Raw genomic sequence first — 24874 nt, 5'->3', positions numbered from 1 at the left:
TTATATCGGCAATCCTAATTTAAAAGATGAAAAAGCTTTAGAAGCAAATCTAAGTTACTCTAAAACCTATAAAGATTTTAAAATTGGTATAGAATCTTCTTATTTCTACATTATGGATTACATTATCGGAGATATTGCTCCTAACAATATTAGCCCAATGACCATAGGAGCTAATGGAGTACGCATTTATACTGCACTAGACAATGCTAAAATATTTGATGTTCATTTAAATACTAGCTACAATTTTTCTAAGCATTTGTCTATTAATGGAACTATTGGATATAACTACGGAAAAGGGAGTAATAACGAGAATCTTCCTCTTATAAGACCTTTCTCTTACTTTACAGAATTAAACTATAAAAGACCTAAATTTAATATTGCTTTGCAGCTAGATGGCAACGGAAATCAAAGCAACTATAGCAGCTTTTATGGTGAAAACGAAACAGCTGCATTTGCCATTTTAAACCTCAATCTCGGCAATGCGTTTTATGGTAAACATGGAAGAACTATTCTAAAATACGGAATTGAAAATATATTAGATGCCAACTATTCTACATATGCAGATTGGAATAACATACCAAGACAAGGAAGAAATTTTTATATCAACGTGTCTTACTTATTCCCATAATTTAAGAATATTTTGCCTTAAACCACACCTTTTGCCATTCGCGCTGAAGAATTAAAAAGGTTACATCGTGAGATAATTTTTCAGCATCATCAGTAGCTAGGGCTCGTATTTTTATTTCAGAAACATCAACCTGGTAAAGAAGATTAAGGTAGTCTGAAAATTTATTTTGAATAAGATAAAACACGGTTTCTTGTAACACCAACTTTAGGCTTAAAGGCAATGTTTCTTCATCTAATTCTAAATCTATATTAGCGAGAAGTAAATCTTTATTGAGCTGCGCAATAAGTTTTTTGTATAGATTTAAAGCAGAAGCTTCAGTAATTAAACCTTCAAAAGTCGTTGGTAAACACATTACACATGTCTATTCATTAATTGCTCACCAAATAGTCTAAGTATTTGTTTTTTATCTTCAGATATATTAAGGTTATTAAGAATTTCAAAAGCTTTTTGTGTATACACTTTCACAGCCTCTTGTGTTGCTTGCGATGCGCCAGAGTTATTAAAAATTGCTTTAACAGCATCAACCTTTTCGTCATTAGAAATAGTAGTGTTGGCCATTAATTTTACTAATTTAGAAGTATCGTCTTCTGTTCCTAGCTCTATGGTCTTAATGTATAAATAGGTTTTCTTATTTTCTAAGATATCACCACCAACTTGTTTTCCAAAAGTTTCCGGATTTCCAAAAGCATCTAAATAATCATCTTGTAATTGAAATGCAATACCTAGATAACGTCCGAAATCATAAATTGAGATTTGATCCTCTTCTGAAGCTTTAGCAACAATAGCTCCCATTTTCATAGCAGCACCTACCAAAACAGCGGTCTTAAATTCTATCATTTTAAGATACTCTTGTATGGTAACATCGTCTCGAGTTTCAAAATCTATATCATATTGTTGACCTTCGCAAACCTCTAATGCAGTTTTGCTAAACAACTTAGCAAGCGATTGAAATGTAGATGAATCATAATTTTCAAACAATTGATAAGCTAAAATCAGCATAGCATCACCAGAAAGTATTCCTGTGTTTAAATCCCACTTTTCATGCACTGTAGTTTGCCCTCTTCGTAAGGGAGCATCGTCCATAATATCATCGTGTACTAACGAAAAATTATGAAACACCTCAATAGAAAGTGCAGCACTCATGGCATCTTCCATTCTGCAACCAAAAATCTCAGCAGTCATTAAAGTTAAAACTGGTCGTAATCGTTTCCCACCAAGATGGAGAATATAGTTTACAGGTTCGTATAAGTTTATTGGTTCTCTTTTTAAGGTAAATTCCTCTAAATACTTTAAAAAAGATTTCTGGTAAGTTTCTATGTTTTGCATGCAACAAAAATAAATGAATTGTTTAAAAGACCTTATAGATTTTAAAATTCTGCCAAGGTTAAGTCTTTGTGTTAAAAAATTATTAAAACTTTGGAAACTTTTTTGGTTTGTAAAGTTTCCAAATGTATTTTTGCGCCGAAATTATAATTGCCTATGCAAGAAAAAATTACAGATAAAGCAGGAGATATGTTCTTAAAATATGGTTTTAAGAGCGTTACTATGGATGATATTGCCAATGAAATGGGCATTTCTAAAAAAACCATTTATAAGTACTTTGATAATAAAGACCACTTGGTAGATGAAACCGTAGCTTACGTTCAAAAAACTATAGATGCCATTATAGAAGATATAATGAGTAAAGACTATAACGCTATAGAAGAAAATTTTGCTATAAAAAACGTGTTTAAAAACATGTTTAAAAACGCAAAAACATCTCCTATGTTTCAGTTAAAAAAATACTATCCTGAAACCTATGCAAAACTCATGGATAGAGAAATTTGCACCTTTAGTGAATGTGTAATAACAAATCTAGAAAAAGGGATTTCAGAAAAATTATACCGAGAAAACATAGATAAGGAAATGGTAATGAAATTTTACTTTACTCTTGTTTTTGGCGCATATGAAAGTGATTTATTTGACCACAACCTCTCTGAAGTTGTTAAAACAGAAGTTAAGATTTTAGAATACCATACAAGAGCCATTGCAACACTTTATGGACATTCTATATTAGAACAACAATTAATTAAATACAAAGAAAATCAATCATAAAAAATGGATAAACAATTTATTTATATAGCGATATTATGCCTATCTTATTTTGGCTATTCGCAAGAACCACCCGAAAGTTTTAGTCTTCAAGAAGCTATAGATTATGCCCTAGAAAATAATAGAACTGCCAAAAACGCAGCTAGAGATATTGATGCAGCAGTGAAACAAAAATGGGAAACTACAGCAACAGGTTTACCACAACTTAATGGCTCTATTGATTATCAAAACCAAATAAAACAGCAATTTGAAGCTATAGATTTTGATAATGATGGGATTCCAGATTTTGGAGCACCTCATGGCATGACTGCAAGTGCTAATTTAACTCAGAAAATTTTTGATGGCTCATATTTAGTAGGACTTCAATCTGCTAAAGTGTTTTTAGAAATTTCAAAAAACACTAAAATTAAAACCGATCTTGAAGTTAGAAAATCTGTAATTAATGCCTATGGTAATGTTTTATTAACAGAAGAAACCATAAAAGTATTAGAGAGAAACATTTCAGTATTAGAAAAAAACTTAAATGAAACTACAAAAATCTTCGAAAACGGTTTAGAAGAAGAAGAAAGTGTGGAGCAATTGCAAATAACACTTTCAGGAGTAAGAAGTAATTTAGGTAATACTAAACGCTTAAAAAGTATTGCTTACCAAATGCTAAATATCAATCTAGGTGTTGACATTAATCATCCAACTCAATTAACAGATAATCTTGAATCTTTAGCGATTCAAAATATAGAGCTAAATCTTCTTAAAATTGATGAAAATGTAACCAACACAATAGATTATAAAATTGCAGATAATGACAAGAAATCTAAATTTCTACTTTTAAAACTTGAAAAAAGCAAAGCATTACCTACACTAAACGCATCATTAAATGGCTCTTATATTGCAAACAGATTTGAGTTCAATTATTTTGATTTTAACAAGTCATGGATAGGAACTGTAACCTTTGGTGCTAATTTAAACATACCTATTTTTAGTTCTCTTGGTAGATCTGCTGCAACCCAACGTGCTCGTATTAACTTGAAAAAAGCAGAGGATAATCTTGCTCAAACAGAACAACAATTAAAATTACAAATCGCAGAAGCAAAAAGTAATTACAAGTTTGCTATAGAAGAATACCAAAACAAAAAAGAAAACCTAAATCTTGCACAACGAATAGAGCAAAAAAATCAGACCAAATTTTTTGAAGGGATTGCTTCTAGTTTTGAGCTAAGACAAGCACAAACACAATTGTACAATTCTCAACAAGAATATCTGCAATCAATGATAGAAATCATTAACAAAAAAGCAGATTTAGAAACCATTATAAGTACTAATAATTAGACACATCAACCAAAACATAATCATTATAACATGAAAAAAATAGTTTCATTATTTATCATAACTTTAATCCTAGCATCATGTGGAGGAGAGAAAGAAACTTCAGTAGAAGATATTATTGCTACAGGAGACCTTAAACAGATAAAAGAAAAAAAATCTGCTTTAGAAGCTAAACAAACATTACTTTCAGATCAGTTACAACTTCTAAATGATGAAATAGAAGCTTTAGATACTAACAAAAAATTGTCACAAATCACAACATTTAAAGCAACACAAAAGGAGTTTGATCATTATTTAGAGTTACAAGGAAATGTTTCTACCAAACAAAACATAGTTATAAATCCAGAGTTTAGTGGAGTATTAACCAATGTATATGTAAAAGAAGGACAACGTGTTAACAAAGGGCAACAACTAGCTAAAATAGATGATGGTGGCCTAAGTCAGCAATTAGCACAATTAGAAATTCAAACCAATTTAGCTAAAACAACATATGAGCGTCAACAACGTCTTTGGAATCAAAAAATTGGTAGCGAAATGCAATACTTACAAGCTAAATCTAATTATGAGGCTCAACAAGAAGTAGTTAACAATATGAAAAGTCAAATTGCTAAAACTATAGTAAGAGCCCCTTTTTCTGGAACAATTGACGATGTTATTACAGATCAAGGAACCGTTGTTTCTCAAGGTCAAACCCAACTATTTCGCATTGTAAATCTTAAAGACATGTATATAGAAACAGATGTTCCTGAAACTTATATTACTAGCATTACTAAAGGTAAAAAAGTAATTGTAGACTTCCCTGTTTTAGGAAAATCATACAATGCCACAGTAAGACAAGCAGGCAACTTTATAAATGCAGTCAATAGAACTTTTAAAATTGAAGTTGCAGTGCCTAATAAGGATAAAAACATAAAGCCTAACCTTACAGCAAAACTTAAAATTAACGACTATAGTAGCGAAAAAGCATTTTTAATTCCGCAAAGTATCATTTCAGAAAACGCAAAAGGCGAACAATACATTTATGTTGTTAATGACATTGCCGATAATATTGGAACAACAAAAAGAATTATTGTAAAAACAGGCAAAGCACAAGATGATATTATAGAAGTTATAGAGGGATTAGAATCTAATATGGAAATTGTTGAAGAAGGTGCACGTAGTGTAAAAGAAGGACAACAAGTAGAAATTGTAACAAAAAACTAACATCTAAAAATGACTCAAGAACAAAAAAAGGTACACAAAGAATTTAAATTGTCTACTTGGGCAATTAACAATTCTACCACAATATATGTGTTGATTGCTTTGATTCTATTTTTAGGAATCAAAGGATTCTACAACATGCCTCGCGAGAATTTCCCAGAGATTAACGAGACTAAAATTTACATTAGCTCTTTATTTCCAGGGAATACTGCTGAAGACATCGAGAAGTTAATTACCGATCCTTTAGAAGATAAATTAAAAACTGTAAGTAATGTTGTTGAGATTACATCTACTTCTCAAGAAGATTACTCCATGGTTATTGTTGAGTTTGATGAAAACATAACTGTAGATCAAGCCAAACAAAAAGTAAAAGACGAAATTGATACAGAAACCTCATCAGAAGACTGGCCAACATTTAATGGTGCTAAGGTAGAACCAAATGTATTTGCGCTAAGTATGTCTGAAGAAATGCCAATATTAAACATTAATATCTCTGGCGACTATCCTGTACAACGCTTAAAAGATTTTGCTGAATACTTACAAGACGAAATTGAAAACTTATCAGAAATTAAGCAAGCTGATATTAGAGGAGCCCAAGAACGTGAAGTTGAAGTTGCAGTAGATATTTACAAAATGATGGCTGCACAAGTAAGCTTTAAAAACATTGAAGATGCTATCAATGGCGGTAATGTTACCATGTCTGCCGGAAACTTTATTACTAGCGGTCAGCGCCGTACCATTAGAATCCTTGGAGAGATAGAAAACCCATCAGATTTAGAAAATTTTGTAGTAAAATCAGATGAAAATAGTCCTATTTATTTAAAAGATATTGCTAAAGTAACTTTTAAAGAAAAAGACAAAACTACTTATGCAAGAGAAGACGGACATACTGTTGTAATGATAGATGTTAAAAAACGTGCTGGTAGAAATATGGTAGAAGCTGCAGAAAAAGTACAACACGTTGTTAATGAAGCTAAAGAAACTGTTTTCCCTAAAGATCTAAACATAACAATAGCAAACGACCAATCGCCAAAAACTATTAGCCAAGTAGATGACTTGGTAAACAACATCATCTTTGGTGTTATCTTAGTAGTAGTTGTTTTAATGTTCTTTTTAGGATTTAAAAATGCCATTTTCGTTGGGTTTGCAATCCCAATGTCTATGTTTATGTCCTTAATGATTCTTAATTCCTTAGGCTACACACTTAATGTAATGATTTTGTTTGGTCTTGTTATGGGATTAGGAATGTTAGTAGATAACGGTATTGTGGTTGTAGAAAATGTCTATCGTTTAATTGACGAAGAAGGTATGGATAGAATTGAAGCTGCTAAAAAAGGAATTGGTGAAATTGCATTCCCTATCATCATATCTACATTAACTACTGTAGCAGCCTTTGTACCTCTTGGACTATGGCCAGGAGTTATGGGAGAATTTATGAAACTTCTTCCTATAACTTTATCTATTGTACTAGGCTCATCCTTATTTGTAGCTATCTTTTTTAATTCAGTACTAGTGTCAAAATTTATGACTACAGAAGATAAAGACATGCCATTAAAGCAAATTGTAGTTATGACCTCAATAATGGGTGGTATTGGATTATTAATTTTCTTTATAGGAGGTAGCTATAAGAGTATAGGAACATTAATGATCTTTACCGCAATTATGCTTTGGGTTTATAGATTGTTCCTAAGAAACTGGGCAAATGCATTTCAAAATGGTGCCCTAGTACGTCTCGAAAACTTTTATGAAAAGATTTTAAAAGGTGCATTAAAAGGATGGAAGCCTGGTCTTATTGTAATTGGAACTGTGATATTACTTGTCTTATCATTTGTTGGTTTTGGAGCATCAATTGCATCACAAAGAACAAAAATTGAATTTTTTCCAGATAATAAACCAAATCAGATTATTGTTTATATAGAATATCCAGAAGGTACAGATATTGAAAAGACTAATAAAATCACAAAGGATATTGAAAAGCGTGTATTTGAGGTATTAAATAACGATCAATATACAGATGGTGATTATAACTTTATGGTAGAAAGTGCAGTATCTCAAGTTGGTGCAGGTGCTGGAAATCCACAAACTGATGGAGGTTCTTCTGCTGAGTTACCGCATAAAGGTAAAATTACGGCTTCAATGCGTGAGTATAAGTATCGTCGTGGAGAAGATAGTGAGTTAATGCGTCAAAAAGTACAAGAAGCTTTAGTTGGTATTTATCCAGGTGTATTAATTTCTGTAGAAAAAGATCAAAATGGTCCTCCAGTAGGGCATCCTATCAATATTGAAATTGAAGGTGATGACTATAATGAATTAATTGCCATTGCTGAAGAAATGCGTAATTTCATCAATCAAAAAAGTATTGGAGGAATAGATGAGCTTAAGATAGATGTTAACAAAGATAAGCCTTCAATGCAAGTTGTTGTAGACCGAAAAAAAGCAGGAGAATTAGGTGTTGCATCTTCTCAAGTAGGTAATCAATTGCGTAATTCTATCTTTGGTGTTAAAGCAGGTGTTTATAAAGAAGGTGGTGACGATTACGATATTTATGTACGTTTTAACGAAGAAAATAGATATAACAGAAGTGCTTTATTTAATCAAAAAATCACTTTTAGAAACAATTCAGGTAAGCTTATAGAAATTCCAGTCTCTGCATTGGCAAGTCCTACTAACAATTCTGGATTTAGTGCTATTAAACACAGAGACACAAAACGTGTTGTAACATTATATTCTGCATTAGCACCAGGTTATACAGATGCAGGTGCTATAGTACAACAGATACAGAATGAAATGAAGACCTTTAGAAAATTACCTAATAATGTTAAGATTGATTATACAGGTCAGATAGAAGAGCAAAATAAACAAATGGCCTTCTTAATGGGAGCATTCTTTACAGGCTTAAGTTTAATTTTCTTTATTCTTATTTTCCAGTTTAATTCGGTATCAAAACCTGGTATCATTATGTTAGCTATTTTCTTAAGTTTTATTGGTGTATTTGGTGGTTTAGTTATTACAGGAGCTTCATTTGTTATTATGATGACTATGATGGGAATTATTTCTCTCGCAGGTATTGTGGTAAACAATGGTGTTGTACTCTTAGATTACACGCAACTATTAATAGATAGAAAAAAGGCTGAACACAATATTCCGAAAGATCAATTTGTAAATAATAAAGATTTACTTTATGCTATTGTAAAAGGTGGGAAAGCACGTCTTCGCCCAGTATTGTTAACAGCAATTACCACAATTCTTGGTCTAATTCCTTTGGCTATTGGGTTAAACATTAACTTCTTTACATTAATGAGTGAGCTAGATCCAAACATATACATGGGTGGTGATAATGTAGTTTTTTGGGGACCATTAGCTTGGGCTGTAATCTACGGATTATTTATAGCAACATTCTTAACGCTAATTGTTGTACCAATACTATTTTATTTAGTTACAAGATTAAAAATGAGAATGTATAAAAATAGAGTTGCCTCAACAAATGAAAGTACTGAAGTTGAAACTGAGACTATTCAAATTGAAGACGATGCTCAGTTTGTATTAGATAAATAACATACTTTATATTCTTTATATAAAGCGATTAATAGCGAGAAAAGCCACAACAATTGTTGTGGCTTTTTGTTTTTTTATCCTTTAAGTTAATTAAATTTGCATCTTCATTCATCAAAGCCTTGGCGAAGATGAACATTATCTAAATTTTCATTATGTATAGAAGTCATAATTGTGGCGAATTAAGAGCCACTAATAACAATACAGAAGTAACACTTGCAGGTTGGGTACAAGGAGTTAGAGATAAAGGGTTTATGATTTACGTAGATCTTAGAGATCGTTATGGAATTACGCAATTGTATTTAGATGAAGAACAAACCTCTAAAGACTTAATGGAGCAAGCTCAAAAATTAGGTCGTGAGTTTGTAATTCAGGTAAAAGGTAAAGTACAAGAACGCGCTTCAAAAAACCCTAATATTCCAACAGGAGATATTGAAGTATTAGTTTCTGAACTTAAGATCTTAAACAACGCTTTAACACCACCGTTTACTATTGAAGACGAAACTGATGGTGGTGATGACTTGCGTATGAAATATCGCTACTTAGATATTCGTCGTAATCCTGTAAAAAACAGCCTTATTTTTAGACATAAAGTAGCTCAAGCAGTTAGAAATTACTTATCTAATGAAGATTTTATTGAAGTTGAAACACCTTACTTAATAAAATCTACACCAGAAGGTGCGCGTGATTTTGTTGTACCTTCTCGTATGAACGAAGGTCAGTTTTACGCCTTACCACAATCACCACAAACCTTTAAGCAATTGCTTATGGTTGGTGGCATGGATAAATATTTTCAGATTGTAAAGTGTTTTAGAGATGAGGATTTAAGAGCAGATCGTCAGCCAGAGTTTACACAAATAGACTGCGAAATGGCCTTTGTTGAACAAGAAGATATTTTAAACACTTTTGAAGGCTTAACACGTCATTTATTAAAAGAAATCAACGGAGTTGAAATTGACAAATTCCCAAGAATACAGTATGATGACGCAATGCGTTTATACGGAAATGATAAACCAGACATACGTTTTGGGATGGAATTTGGAGAACTTAACGACGTTGCACAACATAAAGATTTTAAAGTATTCAATTCAGCTGAATTAGTTGTTGGTATTGCTGTACCTGGTGGAAATTCTTATACAAGAAAAGAAATCGATAAACTTATCGATTGGGTAAAACGTCCACAAGTTGGAGCTTTAGGTATGGTATATTGTCGTTGCAATGATGATGGCACGTATAAATCTTCTGTAGATAAATTTTATGATCAAGATGATTTAGCAAAATGGGCAGAAGTTACAGGTGCCAAAGCAGGTGACTTAATCTGTGTACTTTCTGGCAACACCAACAAAGTAAGAGCACAATTAAGTGCCTTACGTATGGAACTTGCTGAACGGCTAGGTTTACGTAAACCAGATGAGTTTGCACCACTTTGGGTAATGGATTTTCCTTTATTAGAATGGGACGAAGAAACAGAACGTTACCACGCTATGCATCATCCATTTACCTCACCAAAACCTGGACAGTTAGAGCTATTAGACACAAAACCCGGTGAAGTAAAAGCTAATGCTTACGATTTAGTATTGAATGGTAATGAAATAGGAGGTGGTTCTATTCGTATTCACGATAAAGCCACACAAGCTATTATGTTGAAACACTTAGGTTTCTCTGAAGAAGAAGCTAGAGCACAATTTGGATTCTTAATGGATGCCTTTGAATTTGGTGCACCACCACATGGCGGAATTGCTTTTGGTCTAGATAGATTGGTTGCTATTTTAGGCGGACAAGAAACCATAAGAGATTATATTGCTTTCCCAAAAAATAATTCAGGGCGAGATGTAATGATTGATGCACCTGCACCAATTGATGATGAACAACTTGAAGAACTCAATTTAAAATTGAATTTAAAATCATAACTATCAAATCCTGCTTCTTGCAGGATTTTTTTGTTAGCTTTAAAGAATGCCAACTAAATCCAACTTTTTTAAACGTTTGCTTATTTGGAGATACAAACACATTTCCGAAAAGAACTTTGTGTTTTTGTTGAGTTTAGTTATTGGATTGTTAGCTGGATTAATTTCAGTTTTTATAAAAAATATCACTTTTACCATAGAGGCCGTTTTTGAAAAAGGTATAATCCTTTCAGAAAATAGCATCTATTTTATTTTACCAATAGTTGGTTTATACCTTGTATATTTATTTGTAAAATACATTTCAAAAAAACCAAGCGAGCATGCTATTCCATCTATTTTATATGCCTTATCTAAACGTGATGGTATCATTAGAAGACGAAAAATTTACCTACCTTTAATAACCGCACCACTTACCGTAGGTTTTGGAGGTTCTGTTGGTTTGTTAGGACCTGCGATTGCTTCGGCTTCAGCATTAAGTTCTAATCTAAGTCGTTTATTGCATATTGATAGAAAAACCAGAAGCTTACTAATTGCCTGCGCATCTGCAGGTGCTATAGCATCTATCTTTAAATCACCTATTGCGGCAATTATATTTGCTATAGAAGTGTTTAGCTTAGATCTAACCTTTGCTTCTTTATTACCGCTTTTAATTGCTTCTGTTTCCTCTGTAATAACATCTTATTTTTTCTTAGGAGATAGTGTGCTTTTCGATTTTAATGTTACAGATAAATTTGCCATTAAAGACACCTTATTTTATATCCTTTTAGGCATAGGAACAGGAATTGCTTCAATCTATTTTTCAAAAATATACTTTGGAATTACCGCATTTTTTAATCGATTTAAATCCTCTAGACAAAAATTAATCATTGGAGGTTTAACGATTGGTATTATGCTATTTTTTATTCCTCCACTTTATGGTGAAGGTTTTGGTTTTATTAATAATTTAATGCTTGGCAATGACATTAAAGCATTAGGGAACACACCCTTTGATGCACATTTAGATAATATCTGGATTGTGATAGGTTTACTATTTGGCATTACACTTTTTAAAGCCATAGCCATGACAACGACTTTCGCTGCTGGAGGAACTGGCGGAATTATTATTCCAACCCTAGTTATGGGAAGTGCCTTAGGTAATGTTGTCGCAAAAGTGATTAATAATTGTGGTTTAGGCTTTAACGTTTCTGAAGCTAATTTCACATTAATTGGTATGTCTGGTCTTATTGCTGGTGTGCTTCATGCACCACTTACCGCTATTTTCTTAATTGCAGAAATCACTGGAGGTTATGAGTTGTTTGTGCCATTAATGATAACAGCATCTATGTCATTTATAATAAATAAAAATGGCTTGGATCATACCATTTACACCAAAGAGTTATTAGAAAAAGGTGCCTTAATAACCCAAAACAAAGATAAAAGTGTACTCACTTTAATGAAGCTTAATTCGGTAATAGAACAAAATTTTATTGCCTTACATCCTGAAATGACACTTGGTGATATGCTAAAAAATGGAGTTTCTAAATCTAATCGAAATCTATTTCCGGTTACTGACGATGAACAAAACTTTGTTGGTATTATCTTATTAGATGATATAAGATCTGTAATGTTTGATTCGTCTCTTTATGATTCTACAACTGTGGAAACCTTTATGCAAAAACCACTAGAAATTATTTACTACGAAGATGATTCTATGGAACAGGTAATGAAGAAATTTCAATCTTCAGGTGCTTGGAATCTTCCTGTTATAAAAGATGAAAAATACTACGGATTTGTTTCAAAATCTAAACTATTAACGGCTTATAGGCGCGAATTGATTAACTTTACATCATAGATTAAAAAGATTCTCACTTTCGTTGAAAATGAATATGAAACCTATACACATTATAACGTTAATTACTTTTATTGCTTCAGTAGCAAGCATTACTTGTGGCTTTATCTTAGATCTCGATTATTCTGAAAAATTAATTGGTTTTGGTGTATTAGGCTTATTCTTTGTGGTATTTCCCCTATTTTCATATTACAGATGGAAAGGTAAAAATGTAAAAGATTACATGCTTACTAAAGAAAATCTTGAGAAAATGCGAGAAAATCAAAGAAAAAACAAGATCTAGTATAACACGTTAATTATCAATTTTTTAAAATAAAACAATTAATTAACCTTGCGCATTATTTAATACACTACCTTTACGCTTTAATTTTTATTTATTTATAATGACTGGAACAGTTAAATTTTTCAATGACTCCAAAGGATTTGGGTTCATTACCAACGAAGAAACCGGAAAAGACATCTTTGTACATGTATCAAACCTTAATGGAGTAGAGTTACGCGAAGGTGATAATGTAGAGTACACAGAAGAAGAAGGAAGAAAAGGAATGGTAGCTGCAAACGTACAGGTACTATAATTAGTATATATCTTACAAGTTTCAACGCTCAACCTTTGGTTGGGCGTTTTTTATTACTACTTAGGCAAGAATCTCTCTATATTTTCTTAAACTCAATCGGAACTTCTGTTTTAGGGATTTTTACAATATAATAAGGCTGTGTCATTACTGAAGTTGCTATACCCTCTGGTGACTTGCGCAACACTTCAACTAAAATTTTGTCATTAATTTCTTGAAAAATTAAGTTTAGACTGTGCCCACCAGAATTCTTTACCTCATCAAAAACAGCAATAACTGTATATTCTGAAAAGTCAATATCTATTTCAGTAAAACTATCAGATACATTATTAACAGCATTCATTTTTGCAACTAACGCGTTCCAATCTTTAGAATTGGTAATCACTAAATTTTGCTTTTCAATACCTTCTGATCCAGAACCATACAATTTACCTTCACCAATTAAAACAACATCTTCATTATTCATATTTGCTTGATTTTTAGTTGACTTGCAGTTTAATGCAAATAATAGTAATGTTATTCCTAAAAGTTTATGTACCATGTTAATTGGTTTTAATTCAAATTACGTTTTTCAATAAAAAATCGTTTCATTAATTCTGAAGCTTCATCTGCTAATATACCGCTTACCACTTTGGTTTTAGGGTGCAATTTTGTTCCTAAAGTCTTAAAACCACGTTGGTCGTCTGAAGCTGCATATACAATTTTAGCAATCTGACTCCAGTACAAAGCACCAGCACACATTTGGCAAGGCTCTAAAGTAACATAAAGTGTACATTTAGTTAAATACTTACCACCCAAAAAATTAGCAGCAGAGGTAATCGCTTGCATTTCGGCATGTGCTGTAACATCATTTAATAATTCTGTAAGATTATGCGTTCTGGCAATAATTCTATCTTCTACTACTATTACAGCTCCTACAGGAATCTCACCTTTCTCAAAAGCAACTTGGGCTTCATCTAGAGCTTTACGCATAAAATAAGTATCATCAAATGGTTTAATCATAATCTAGTTTCAATTTTTAACAATTCTCTTTTTATAATTAAAATTCTTACTTAAAATATTAACAATATACACTCCCGATTCTAATTGGGTAATATTGATTGAATTTTTGTTTGATAAATTTAATGTTTTGTTTAAAACAACTCTACCATTAATATCAATTAATGATACTAAAACATCATCAAAACTAATAGTCGTACTAATAAATAATTGATCATTAGCCGGATTGGGATATATTTTAATTGTATTTTCAATTGAAACCTCATCAATACTTAAAGAAGAACAATTTGCTAAAGATGGATCGTTAGTTGGAGGCATACTAAAATCTTCTATTTGATCAGTTCTAGATGTAGAAAAACCTTGTGAGGCATTGAACCCTAGACCTCTTCTAGCAAACACTTCCCAAATCATACATTGATCTTCACCACCTGTAGCTGCCAGATCAGCAGCTAATAATGCATCTCTCCCATCTATAAAACCAGGTTCACACGGTTGCAATTTAAGACCTTCTATTACTAATCGCATTACTCTATTGTTTCCTCCATTACCATTAAATAAATCAGAATCAAAACCATATTTATCAATATACGCCCAAGTTAAATCCCATAATACTGTAGACCACACAAAGCCTATTCCATGTGGCTGACTAAGGTTAACATTGTTTGTATCCCCATATGTAAATGGATTTATTGAAAAATCTGTACTATAAGGAGCTGGTCTAATGCCATTCCCTGTCGTTGACTGACTTATTGCAAATGTGCCTATACCTCTAATATCTTCTCCTAAATCCCCTGGCTCTATAGTTACCATAAGACCAAACCAATCGGACCAACCTTCTCCCATTTGCTCGTCATTAAAAAGACAACCTACATTAGAAGGACCACTATTGAGACGTGTAGAAATACCATGACCAAATTCATGTGCAATGATACCATTATCAAAATCACCATCAATTAAAAAAGGACCATTATTTACTAATGATGTATTTAAACTTTCATTATTTAATAATGCTGCTATAATAGCTTCACCATCTGCTTGACTTACCATTATTGATGGTATAGTTACTTGTGCTCCATTAGCGCCTGATCCCATTGTAAATGTACCATCTGGTTGATTATTGACTACGATTGCAGCCACAGCACCAGCATTTTCAGCGGCAAGTACTTTAAACCCAAATTCACATCCACCTCTTCTAATAACAGCTATATTCCCATTAATATTGACATCATTGTTAAGAGGCTGGCAAGCGTCAGCTGTATCTAAACTATTATCATTAACTAAAACTAAATCTGCTATAATAGGTGTAGTCATTAATTCACTTCCAAATCCTGCCTGTGTACCATTGTAGCTTCCTGCTACAGTACCAGTATTTATGGTTAATGGTTGGTTTAATGGACCAGAAGGCGACCATAGAAACATGGTCATTATAGGATTTATCCCATCTGGAGGCGTACCAAACGTCGCATTATTTAAACCACTTCCGTCTTGTGCATCCGCTATAACATGATCATTTCCAAAACCAAGATTTCCATAATTATTAGCCTGAAAGTTACCAGAAGCTTCATCAAAACCATGGTGATACCAAATATCGTGCATCATATTATTGGTATAGAAAAGGTTTGTTATAGCTACATCTTCGTAACCACTTGGTGGTTGATTAATATCTAATGGAAAATTGAAATTTAATGTATTTCCACCATCTGGCGAAAAACCTAAATTAGAATCCGCTCCATTTCTGTCTTCTCGAGCAATGACATTATTACCTCTGGTTGTAGTAAATTCTGGTCCAAAAATACCATCTGTATCGTGCCAACCAAAAGGTGATGCTAACACACTTGATGGATTTGTTACAATTTGTCTTAATCCATGATTTGGACTTTCTGTTGGTAAAGTAAAGACATTATATACAGAGCCATCTACTAAAACAGAGGCTGCTGAATTATTACTTTTAAATAAACTGAATACAGGCTTCTTATTAGCCTCTTTATGACTGTGAGTACCAAACGTACAATTAAGAATTAAATCATTAGATTCTAAAACAGTATTTGTTAAGGCATCTACTCTTACACTATACCAATGCGAATCATCCTTAGCATAGATCATAATATCCCATGCGAGTTTTAACTCATCTTCTGTATTTAAAAGCACCAATTCTGCTGTAATATTGCGATTAGAAACTGACCCATCAGAAAACACATACATATTATTGTAACGCTCTATTTGCTGAATGGCTTGAAGCTCTCCCAATTGAAAATGACTTACTACGTTAGCCACTGAAATTTCAGGCGCTATGGTGGGTATGACACTATTAACCTTGGAATTGGCTCTACCCACAAAACGATTACTAAAATAAAAGACATCATTATTCTTAATTGCAAAACTAGAAACAGCATTGTATATTTTAATACTTTGAAACGTTTGTTGAATATAAACGTAACTTACACCTGTAGTTTTTGATGTATAGGAGTCTGTTACCAACAAAGTCTCTAAATCTTTATTAAATAAACCATAATCAGCTTTTTTGTTATTGAGATAATCAGTAATTAGCTCTCTGTATTTGTGAGATTTTAATGGAGTCTGACTTTCCATGAGATTAAAGCAGAGTACTGTAGAAAAATATAAAATAGTTTTAAGGACTTTTTTTTTCATAATCATAGTTTAAAAACATAGGTCGTAAAAACATTATAAACTTTTCATTTCCTTATATAAAATAAATATTTAAGATCTTTATTCTAGCATAAAAAACACATCAATTAAACATAGTAAACTTTTTTAACACAAACATAAGTTAACAACAGAATACAAGCGTTGTTATAGTTTATTCTTTACCTTTAGTTATCCTCGCTGAAGACTAATAAATCTTGTATTTTTACAGAGTGAAAAAGTCACTTCTTGAATATATCGATTTACCAAAGGACTTACGCCAATTAAAGGCTGAGGACTTACCTCAACTTGCTAAAGAATTACGTGAGTTTATCATCAATATTGTAGCTACTAAAGAAGGCCATTTAGGAGCGAGTTTAGGTGTTGTAGAATTAACCATAGCTTTACATTATGTTTTTAATACTCCTGAAGATTTATTGATTTGGGATGTTGGTCACCAAGCTTATGGTCATAAAATACTAACTGGAAGAAAAAATAGTTTTCACACCAATCGGCAACTTAATGGCATTAGTGGTTTTCCAAAACGTAGCGAAAGTAAATATGATACATTTGGAGTTGGTCATTCATCAACATCAATCTCTGCAGCTTTAGGAATGGCAATAGCTTCACAACTTAAAGGAGAAAACAGACATCATATTGCTGTCATTGGTGATGCATCTATTGCTAGTGGAATGGCTTTTGAAGGTCTTAATCACGCTGGTGTTACTGACGCTAATCTACTTGTAATATTGAATGATAATGCTATTGGCATAGATCCTAGTGTTGGTGCTTTAAAGCAATATTTAACTAACGTTAAAAAAGGCACTCAAAAGCAAGATAATATTTTTGAAGCTCTAAATTTTAATTACTCTGGTCCAATTGATGGACATGATTTTCCTACTTTAATTTCAGAATTAGAACGATTAAAACATATTGAAGGTCCAAAATTTTTGCATGTTATAACTACAAAAGGTAAAGGCTTAAAACAAGCTGAAGAAAACCAAGTAAAATATCATGCTCCAGGAAAATTCAATGCCAATACTGGCGAACTTATTGCTAAATCTAGTGTAAGTGAACCGCCTAAATACCAAGATGTTTTTGGTGAAACCATCGTTGAACTCGCTTTAAAGAATGAAAAAATTATAGGGATTACACCTGCTATGCCAACAGGAAGTTCTTTAAAATACATGATGGATAAAATACCTAATCGTGCTTTCGATGTTGGTATTGCTGAACAGCATGCAGTAACATTAGCTGCAGGTATGGCAACCCAAGGTTTAATCCCTTTTTGTAATATTTATTCAACTTTTCTTCAACGTGCTTACGATCAAATTATTCATGATGTAGCAACTCAAAATTTACCTGTTATTTTTTGCTTAGATAGAGCAGGACTAGTTGGTGAAGATGGTGCAACACACCATGGTGTTTTTGATTTGGCTTACCTTAATTGTATTCCTAACTTGGTAATTTTTGCTCCAAGAGACGCTGTTGCTTTGCGCAATATTATGTACACAGTTCAATTGGGTATTGATTTCCCTATTGCCATTCGTTATCCACGTGGAAGAGGTCATCTTTTACATTGGAAACAACCTTTTGAAATCCTTACCATAGGTAAAGGTATTTGTCTAAAAAAAGGAAAACAAGTTGCTATTTTATCTGTCGGTACAATAGCAAAACATGTTGAAGAGGCTATTAAACACTTTGAAGTATCGCATTATGACATGCAATTTATAAAACCTCTTGATGAGTCATTATTGCATGATGCCTTTAAAACTCACAAACATATCATTACCATTGAAGATGGCACAACAGTAGGTGGTTTTGGAAGTTCTGTTTTGGCATTTACTAATACTAACAACTATAAACAATCGGTTACTGTCTTAGGTATTAAAGACGAATTTATTGAGCATGGTTCAATTGATCAATTACAAAAACTTCAACAATTAGATGTATCATCTATAAAAGAAATCGTTGAAAAATTAATCGATAACTAATATTAAAAATACTTTAATACTTACTTATTACTTTCAACAATGGCTAAATCATTTTTATTTGTTGTTTGCTCAACTTGTGCTGTATCCTCAATTGAAGGTTTTTCTTGAGTATTTGATATGTCGTCTAACAATAATAGGCAAGTCAATACCACAACAAAAATGACTAAGCCTCCGAGTATATTATTTCTCATAAGTAGGTTTTTTTGGGGCTAATTAGGTAATAAAGAAAACCAATAAGTCGCTGAAAACCAAATTTTTTCGACGAAATACACTCACAAAATATTACCCTTTAATTTTTGATGCAATAACATAGCATTTGTATCCGATAGTTTTGAAATATATAAGCAAATTCCTAGCAAATTATTATACAGTGAATCGTTTGACAATTCTACCGTTTCGGGTAGTAGGTTAATTAATAATTTATCATAATTAGAAAGATTGTTTTCGTAAGAATTAAATGCTAATTGTCCAAAAGCACCAAGTAATTGATTCAATATTTCATAACCAGCAATTTCTTTATTAATCACTTCTTTAGAACGGTAGACTTTTTTGATGCTTAAATTAATAATATCCTTTATCTGTGCTTTATATTGACTTATATCTAAAAGTGCTGTTTCAAATTTTCCGTTCAAAATAGCATCTTCATGTTTCATAAAAAGAGACGCGGCTTCATCAATAAGGGTACTAATAGCTAATGCTCTTAAGTAACTTACGCGATCTTGAGTAGTTTTTAATGCATTGTAATTTTTGGTTATTATTTTACCTTTCACCAACTTTATTAAATATTCTAACGCAAATTCTTCTTCAATCAACCCAAGATTGATTCCGTCTTCAAAATCTATTATAGTATAACAAATATCGTCTGCTGCTTCAACTAAATATGCTAATGGATGCCTACTATAGCTTATATCCTTTTTACTTCTTGTCGTTAAACCCAAATCTAAAGCAACATCTGTAAACATCTGTTTTTCGCTCTGAAAAAAACCATATTTTTTATCTGCTATATGATTGGTTGGTTTTTTTGGTAAGGACTCTTTTGGATATTTCATAAAAGCACCTAATGTGGCATAACTTAATCGTAATCCGCCTGCTCTTCCTTCTCTACTCTCTGTTAAGATTTTAAACCCATTAGCATTACCTTCAAAGTCACATAAATCTTGATATTCTTTTTCCGCTAAATAAGTTTTAAACTGTTTTCCTTTTCCATTTTTAAAATAAGCACCAATGGCTTTTTCACCAGAATGCCCAAAAGGAGGATTACCTATATCATGTGCCAAAGCTGCTGCTGCAACTATAGCACCAAAGTCATTTATTTTATATCCATGAATATTTTCTAAATGTGGATGCTTTTCTAAAAGTAACTTACCTACTTTTCTACCTAACGAACGACCAACAACACTTACCTCTAAACTATGAGTTAATCTGGTATGTACGAAATCTGTTTTAGATAATGGTACAACCTGAGTTTTGTCTTGAAGACTCCTAAATTCAGTAGAAAAAATAATTCTGTCATAATCAACCTCAAAACCTACACGTGTTTCATCTTGTTCTCTTCTTAGACGTTTATTTTCATCTCCAAAACGCTTCAAGGATAGTAGTTGCTCCCAATTCATAGCTTAAAATATTAAGATTGCAATATAAATAAATTGAAATAGAATTATTTAGATATAGCCTTAAGTGTTTTTAGAAATCTTAATGTTAAGAAATTGTTTTCTTAATGAGAAATCAACTAACATTAAGGTTACGTTTAACTAACTTTTTCATTACAAATGTTTAATCATTGAGTAACCTACAACAAAGAATATCACATTTTCTTTGCCTCATTACAAAAAACAAAATTTGATTATTAAAATTTAACTCAATGAAAAAATTACTTTTAATCGCATTAGTAGCTTCAACATTTGTATTTACAGGATGTTTTAAAGATGATGATGCTCCTTTAATTGTAGAAACTTCTACTACAATTATTAACGAAAATCCTGGAGGCTCAGGTGGTGATGATTGCCCTATAGTTGCTGTAACTGGTGAAATTACTGACGGAACTGTTTGGACAAATGATAACATATACCAATTAAACCAAAAAGTTGTTGTACCTGCTGGTGCAACTTTAACAATTAATCCTGGTACAATTATTAAAGGATCATCAGGTACTGGTTCTTTAGCTTCTGCTTTAATTGTAGCAAGAGGAGGAACACTTAATGCTAATGGTACAGAAAATGAGCCAATAATTTTCACATCAACTCAAGACAATATTACTTGCGGACAAACTGCGGGAACAAACTTAGACGAAAACGATAGAGGTCTTTGGGGAGGTTTAATTATTTTAGGTAACGCTCCTTGCTCTTTTTCTGGTGATATTCCAGAAGCACAAATTGAAGGTATTCCTGCTGATGACACTTTTGGTCTTTATGGTGGCTCTGATGCTAACGATAGCTCAGGAAGCTTAAGATATATCTCTATTAGACATGGAGGTGCTCTAATTGGTGAAGGTAACGAAATTAACGGCCTTACTTTAGGTGGTGTTGGTAACGGAACTATTATAGACAATATTGAAGTTATAGGTAACGTAGATGATGGTATTGAATTCTTTGGTGGTACTGTTAATGCTTCTAACTTATTAGTTTGGGCACAAGGTGATGATGCTATAGATATTGATCAAGCATATTCTGGTACTGTTGACAATGTAGTTGTTGTATTGGGTGATATCTCTGATCATGCTTTTGAAATTGATGGTCCTGAAGGAACTGGTTCTGGTTCATTTACCTTAAGAAATGCTACAATAATTGGTAACACTGATACTGCTAATGGAGAATATGCAGATTACAGAAGTAACGCACAAGGACATACTGAAAATGTATATGCTTATGGTTTTAAAGATTCTTCAGACGTTGAGTTAGACAACGATGGTGTTGCAACTAACTATAACAATGGTGATTTAACTTTTGGCGCATGGGAAATTGTTTTACCTACAGGTGTTACTAATGTTACAGATATTTTTGTTAACAAAGCTGAAACTGTTACTGTAACAGGATTTGGATCTACAGCAACTGCTGTATCTGAAGGTGCACAAACTGTTGGTGCTACAACATCAAACTTAAGCTGGACCTATTCTAATGCTGAAGGAAGCTTAGGATTCTAAGATTTACTCTAATTATTAAATTAAACAAACCCATTATCTACAAGGTAGGTAATGGGTTATATAAAATTATATATGAAAACCATACAAAACGTTTTAGCTTTTGTTTTATTTCTATCAGTATCATTCATTGCTTCTTCTCAAGGAAAAGTAGCAGGTACTGTAATTGATGGCGAATTTAACGAACCTATGGCCTTTGCTAATATACTAGTAAAAGGCACCACTACAGGTATGACAACCGATTTTGACGGAAAATATGAGTTAGAACTAGAAGAAGGCACCTATACATTAGTGTTCTCTTTTGTTGGGTATGCTACTCAAGAAATCTCGGATGTTGTTATAAAAAACAATGAGGTGTTTACCTTAGATGTTGTAATGGAAACCAACTCTTTAGATACGGTTGTTGTTACTTCTTCTTCAAAACGAAATACAGAGAGTGCTGTCTTAAATCTACAAAAAAAATCTGCTGTAGTACTAGATGGTTTGTCATCTCAGGCCATAAAAAGCACAGGAGCTAGCAATGTAGCTGCTGCTGTTAAAAGTGTACCTGGTGTTTCTATTCAAGGCGGTAAGTATGTTTTTGTTCGTGGTCTTGGTGATCGTTATACTAAATCTATTTTAAACGGAATTGACATTCCTGGTTTGGATCCAGATCGTAATACCATTCAAATGGATTTATTTCCTACAAACATCTTAGACAATGTTATTGTATTAAAATCTGCATCTGCAGAATATCCAGCAGATTTTACTGGTGGTATTGTAGATATCGTAACCAAAGATTTTCCAAGTAAAGCAGAGTATTCTATCTCATTAGGTGGCGGCTACAATCCAGATATGCATTTTAATGATTCGTATTTAACCTCAACCGGAAGTGATACAGATTGGTTGGGTTATGATGATGGTACTCGCGATGTTCCTGTTAATAGATATCAATTTGAAGAAGGGCTTTTAGGTAATGGTGTAAATACAGTTACATTAACAAACCTTACTAATAAATTTCAAAAAGAACTTGCTGCTAAACAAGAAACTAGTGGCATGAATTATGATTTTGGATTTACTCTTGGTAATCAATATGATCTTGGTAATGACAAAATAGGTTATCAAGCGTCGTTTTCTTACAAAAATGAAACTACTTTTTACAAGAATAGATTTGATGGTGCATATATAAAGAACCCTCAAAACACCTCTGATAATGACCTTATAGCAACCTTAGATTCAAAAGGGTCTGAAGGTCTAAACAATATTATCTTAAATGGTATGTTAGGCGTGGCTTATAAAACTGACAGATCTAAGTTTAGAGTTAACTTATTACACATACAAAATGGAGAATCTACTGCTGGTTTTTTTAACCAAACCATTTCCCAAGATGGTACAGGTGGTGCTTTAGAGCCATTAACTAAAAATTCTATCACTTATACTGAACGTTCAATCACTAACTTACTAATCTCTGGTAAACACAGATTGAATAGCTTCTCTGATGACAAACCTTTTAATTTTGAATGGAAGTTCTCACCTAGCTTTGCTAAGGTAATGGATAAAGGACATAGAATTACACCTTTTCAACAAGCAGATGACGGAAGTTCATTTTTAAGCCCTTCTGCTTCTACATTACCAATACAATTGTGGAGGCACTTATTAGAAGAGTCTTGGGCTGGTAAAGTTGATTTTGATAAAACTGTAGATCTTTTTGGTCGTCCTGCAAAAATTAAATTTGGAGGTGCATACACCTATAAGTTTAGAGATTTTAGCATTGATGATTTTACATTTAATATTCGTGGTGATCAGTCTTTTATTTCTAGTGGTGAAGCAGATAATCTTTTAGCTTCTGAAAACATTTGGACACCAGAAACAGATGCAGGTACATTTGTTGTTTTTACAGACAACTTTAATCCACAAGATGCTTATGAAGGAGAACAGCAAATTGCAGCTACCTATTTTTCTACTGAGTTTAATCTTTCAGAAGAATTTAAAACCGTTATAGGATTAAGGACAGAAATGTTCAACTCTTTTTACACTGGTGAAGATGCAGAGAATGTTTTTAATAGAGAATTAATATTAGATGAATTTGACTTTTTCCCATCTGCAAACTTAATTTATGCTCTAAATGATAAATCTAACCTAAGAGCATCTTACTCTCGCACTACAGCAAGACCATCGTTTAAAGAAGCTTCACTTGCTAATATATATGACCCTATAACCAGTCGATTATTCATTGGTGATATTAATTTAAAACCTACGTATATTAATAACTTTGATATACGATATGAATTCTTTGGAGAAGAAGGACAAATGTTTGCCATTAGTGGTTTTTATAAAGATTTTACTGATGTTATAGAGCAAACATTCTTTGTTTCTGCACCTACTCAGCTTACTGTTGGCAACTTAGGAGATGCTATTGTATATGGTGCTGAATTTGAAGCCAGACAGCGTTTAGGTTTTATTTCTGAAGGTTTAAATAATTTAAAAATAACAGCTAACCTTTCCTTGATAAAATCTGAATTAACAATGTCAGATGATGAATACGAAGGTAGACTTTCTTCAGCAAGAGATGGTGAAACCATTGACAGAAAAAGAGATATGCAAGGACAAGCGCCTTACTTAATTAATGTTGGTCTAAATTATGACAATAGTGATATAGGTTTAAGAACTGGTATATTCTATAACATTCAAGGTGAAACTTTAGAAGTTGTAGGTATTCGTGAAGTTCCAGATGTGTACTCTCAACCATTTAACAGCTTAAACTTTACCTTAAACAAATCTTTTGGTGAAAACAAGCGTTCATCAATTGATCTTAAGGTATCTAATCTACTTGGTGACGAAAGATTAAGCGAGTATGAATCTTACGGAACAAGTAATCAAATTTTCTCATTGAGAGAACCAGGTACAGAAATTTCGTTAGGCTATACTTTTAAATTCTAACCTATTAAAGATTTTTAAAAATCGATATTAAAAAAGGCGTTTCAAAAATTTGAAACGCCTTTTTTATTTTTTTCAGAATAAC

18 protein-coding genes and 1 pseudogene are annotated in these 24874 nt (G+C 32.5%); 12 read left to right on the top strand and 7 right to left on the bottom strand.

The genetic code is table 11. The features are described 5' to 3' along the window. A pseudogene (locus N4A42_RS10570) lies at positions 1 to 628 on the top strand (TonB-dependent receptor); the annotation flags it as partial. A 1-nt stretch (position 629) separates the two neighbouring features. Here the strand turns inward: N4A42_RS10570 and N4A42_RS10565 are convergent. Together N4A42_RS10565 and N4A42_RS10560 are read right to left on the bottom strand one after the other, a co-directional pair. Beyond that, the gene (locus tag N4A42_RS10565) at positions 630 to 980 is read right to left on the bottom strand and encodes a hypothetical protein (RefSeq protein WP_294073733.1); all 351 of its coding nucleotides are present in this window, start codon (positions 978 to 980) and stop codon (positions 630 to 632) included. After that, positions 980 to 1954 (bottom strand): polyprenyl synthetase family protein, encoded by a 975-nt coding sequence (locus tag N4A42_RS10560; protein WP_294073731.1) that lies wholly within the window; start codon positions 1952 to 1954, stop codon positions 980 to 982. Before N4A42_RS10560 ends, N4A42_RS10565 begins: the two co-directional genes overlap by 1 nt. A 153-nt stretch (positions 1955 to 2107) precedes the next feature. Between N4A42_RS10560 and N4A42_RS10555 the strand changes: the two genes are divergently transcribed. The 8 genes from N4A42_RS10555 to N4A42_RS10520 all read left to right on the top strand — a co-directional run bounded on the left by N4A42_RS10555 (position 2108) and on the right by N4A42_RS10520 (position 13104). Next, the gene (locus N4A42_RS10555; protein ID WP_294073729.1) at positions 2108 to 2722 is read left to right on the top strand and encodes a TetR/AcrR family transcriptional regulator; all 615 of its coding nucleotides are present in this window, start codon (positions 2108 to 2110) and stop codon (positions 2720 to 2722) included. Positions 2723 to 2725: 3 nt separating this feature from the next. After that, positions 2726 to 4045, top strand: a complete 1320-nt coding sequence (locus N4A42_RS10550) for a TolC family protein (RefSeq protein WP_294073727.1) — start codon at positions 2726 to 2728, stop codon at positions 4043 to 4045. Between the two features lie 30 nt (positions 4046 to 4075). After that, on the top strand, positions 4076 to 5245 hold the full coding sequence (locus N4A42_RS10545; RefSeq protein ID WP_294073725.1) for an efflux RND transporter periplasmic adaptor subunit: 1170 nt from the start codon (positions 4076 to 4078) through the stop codon (positions 5243 to 5245). A 9-nt stretch (positions 5246 to 5254) separates the two neighbouring features. After that, the gene (locus N4A42_RS10540) at positions 5255 to 8797 is read left to right on the top strand and encodes an efflux RND transporter permease subunit (protein ID WP_294073723.1); all 3543 of its coding nucleotides are present in this window, start codon (positions 5255 to 5257) and stop codon (positions 8795 to 8797) included. A 152-nt stretch (positions 8798 to 8949) separates the two neighbouring features. Beyond that, a complete protein-coding gene (gene aspS / locus N4A42_RS10535; RefSeq protein WP_294073721.1) occupies positions 8950 to 10704 on the top strand; it encodes an aspartate--tRNA ligase in 1755 nt (584 codons plus the stop codon). A 46-nt stretch (positions 10705 to 10750) separates the two neighbouring features. Further along, positions 10751 to 12532: a chloride channel protein gene (locus N4A42_RS10530; protein ID WP_294073719.1), complete on the top strand. Its 1782-nt coding sequence runs from the start codon at positions 10751 to 10753 to the stop codon at positions 12530 to 12532. Positions 12533 to 12566: 34 nt separating this feature from the next. Beyond that, positions 12567 to 12812, top strand: coding sequence for a hypothetical protein (locus N4A42_RS10525; protein WP_294073717.1), 246 nt, complete (start codon positions 12567 to 12569; stop codon positions 12810 to 12812). A 100-nt stretch (positions 12813 to 12912) separates the two neighbouring features. Beyond that, the gene (locus N4A42_RS10520) at positions 12913 to 13104 is read left to right on the top strand and encodes a cold-shock protein (RefSeq protein WP_008269621.1); all 192 of its coding nucleotides are present in this window, start codon (positions 12913 to 12915) and stop codon (positions 13102 to 13104) included. 76 nt (positions 13105 to 13180) lie between these two features. Here N4A42_RS10520 and N4A42_RS10515 read toward each other — a convergent pair whose 3' ends face one another. The 3 genes from N4A42_RS10515 to N4A42_RS10505 are packed head-to-tail and all read right to left on the bottom strand — an operon-like array spanning position 13181 to position 16749. Beyond that, positions 13181 to 13642, bottom strand: a complete 462-nt coding sequence (locus N4A42_RS10515) for a protease complex subunit PrcB family protein (protein WP_294073714.1) — start codon at positions 13640 to 13642, stop codon at positions 13181 to 13183. 11 nt (positions 13643 to 13653) lie between these two features. After that, positions 13654 to 14103 (bottom strand): nucleoside deaminase, encoded by a 450-nt coding sequence (locus N4A42_RS10510; RefSeq protein WP_294073712.1) that lies wholly within the window; start codon positions 14101 to 14103, stop codon positions 13654 to 13656. Between the two features lie 9 nt (positions 14104 to 14112). Beyond that, entirely contained in the window at positions 14113 to 16749 is a 2637-nt protein-coding gene (locus tag N4A42_RS10505; protein WP_294073710.1) for a T9SS-dependent M36 family metallopeptidase, read from the bottom strand. Positions 16750 to 16976: 227 nt separating this feature from the next. Here N4A42_RS10505 and N4A42_RS10500 point away from each other — a divergent pair, with 227 nt between their 5' ends. Next, positions 16977 to 18737 carry a 1-deoxy-D-xylulose-5-phosphate synthase gene (locus tag N4A42_RS10500; protein WP_294073708.1) on the top strand — a complete coding sequence of 587 codons (1761 nt, stop codon included), beginning with the start codon at positions 16977 to 16979 and terminating at the stop codon, positions 18735 to 18737. 20 nt (positions 18738 to 18757) lie between these two features. Here N4A42_RS10500 and N4A42_RS10495 read toward each other — a convergent pair whose 3' ends face one another. Together N4A42_RS10495 and N4A42_RS10490 are read right to left on the bottom strand one after the other, a co-directional pair. Then, positions 18758 to 18928 (bottom strand): hypothetical protein, encoded by a 171-nt coding sequence (locus N4A42_RS10495; RefSeq protein ID WP_294073706.1) that lies wholly within the window; start codon positions 18926 to 18928, stop codon positions 18758 to 18760. A gap of 81 nt (positions 18929 to 19009) precedes the next feature. After that, on the bottom strand, positions 19010 to 20350 hold the full coding sequence (locus N4A42_RS10490) for a deoxyguanosinetriphosphate triphosphohydrolase (protein ID WP_294073704.1): 1341 nt from the start codon (positions 20348 to 20350) through the stop codon (positions 19010 to 19012). Positions 20351 to 20598: 248 nt separating this feature from the next. Between N4A42_RS10490 and N4A42_RS10485 the strand changes: the two genes are divergently transcribed. Together N4A42_RS10485 and N4A42_RS10480 are read left to right on the top strand one after the other, a co-directional pair. After that, positions 20599 to 21876 carry a hypothetical protein gene (locus N4A42_RS10485; protein WP_294073702.1) on the top strand — a complete coding sequence of 426 codons (1278 nt, stop codon included), beginning with the start codon at positions 20599 to 20601 and terminating at the stop codon, positions 21874 to 21876. 72 nt (positions 21877 to 21948) lie between these two features. After that, positions 21949 to 24792 (top strand): TonB-dependent receptor, encoded by a 2844-nt coding sequence (locus N4A42_RS10480; protein ID WP_294073700.1) that lies wholly within the window; start codon positions 21949 to 21951, stop codon positions 24790 to 24792. Positions 24793 to 24874: the final 82 nt, after the last annotated feature.

Origin of the sequence: Winogradskyella sp. (assembly GCF_025210595.1) — a bacterium.
GTDB lineage: Bacteria > Bacteroidota > Bacteroidia > Flavobacteriales > Flavobacteriaceae > Winogradskyella.
The sequence above is the reverse complement of the archived record's forward strand: the minus strand, read 5'-3'. Positions and strand labels throughout refer to the sequence as shown.

Bases quoted from the DNA above. Each gene is read 5' to 3' on its own strand.
- N4A42_RS10505 (WP_294073710.1), bottom strand. From the start codon at position 16,749: ATGAAAAAAAAAGTCCTTAAAACTATTTTATATTTTTCTACAGTACTC.
- N4A42_RS10540 (WP_294073723.1), top strand. From the start codon at position 5,255: ATGACTCAAGAACAAAAAAAGGTACACAAAGAATTTAAATTGTCTACT.
- N4A42_RS10530 (WP_294073719.1), top strand. From the start codon at position 10,751: ATGCCAACTAAATCCAACTTTTTTAAACGTTTGCTTATTTGGAGATAC.
- N4A42_RS10550 (WP_294073727.1), top strand. From the start codon at position 2,726: ATGGATAAACAATTTATTTATATAGCGATATTATGCCTATCTTATTTT.
- N4A42_RS10495 (WP_294073706.1), bottom strand. From the start codon at position 18,928: ATGAGAAATAATATACTCGGAGGCTTAGTCATTTTTGTTGTGGTATTG.
- aspS (WP_294073721.1), top strand. From the start codon at position 8,950: ATGTATAGAAGTCATAATTGTGGCGAATTAAGAGCCACTAATAACAAT.
- N4A42_RS10510 (WP_294073712.1), bottom strand. From the start codon at position 14,103: ATGATTAAACCATTTGATGATACTTATTTTATGCGTAAAGCTCTAGAT.
- N4A42_RS10490 (WP_294073704.1), bottom strand. From the start codon at position 20,350: ATGAATTGGGAGCAACTACTATCCTTGAAGCGTTTTGGAGATGAAAAT.
- N4A42_RS10480 (WP_294073700.1), top strand. From the start codon at position 21,949: ATGAAAACCATACAAAACGTTTTAGCTTTTGTTTTATTTCTATCAGTA.
- N4A42_RS10520 (WP_008269621.1), top strand. From the start codon at position 12,913: ATGACTGGAACAGTTAAATTTTTCAATGACTCCAAAGGATTTGGGTTC.
- N4A42_RS10555 (WP_294073729.1), top strand. From the start codon at position 2,108: ATGCAAGAAAAAATTACAGATAAAGCAGGAGATATGTTCTTAAAATAT.
- N4A42_RS10560 (WP_294073731.1), bottom strand. From the start codon at position 1,954: ATGCAAAACATAGAAACTTACCAGAAATCTTTTTTAAAGTATTTAGAG.
- N4A42_RS10485 (WP_294073702.1), top strand. From the start codon at position 20,599: ATGAAAAAATTACTTTTAATCGCATTAGTAGCTTCAACATTTGTATTT.
- N4A42_RS10515 (WP_294073714.1), bottom strand. From the start codon at position 13,642: ATGGTACATAAACTTTTAGGAATAACATTACTATTATTTGCATTAAAC.
- N4A42_RS10565 (WP_294073733.1), bottom strand. From the start codon at position 980: ATGTGTTTACCAACGACTTTTGAAGGTTTAATTACTGAAGCTTCTGCT.
- N4A42_RS10525 (WP_294073717.1), top strand. From the start codon at position 12,567: ATGAAACCTATACACATTATAACGTTAATTACTTTTATTGCTTCAGTA.
- N4A42_RS10545 (WP_294073725.1), top strand. From the start codon at position 4,076: ATGAAAAAAATAGTTTCATTATTTATCATAACTTTAATCCTAGCATCA.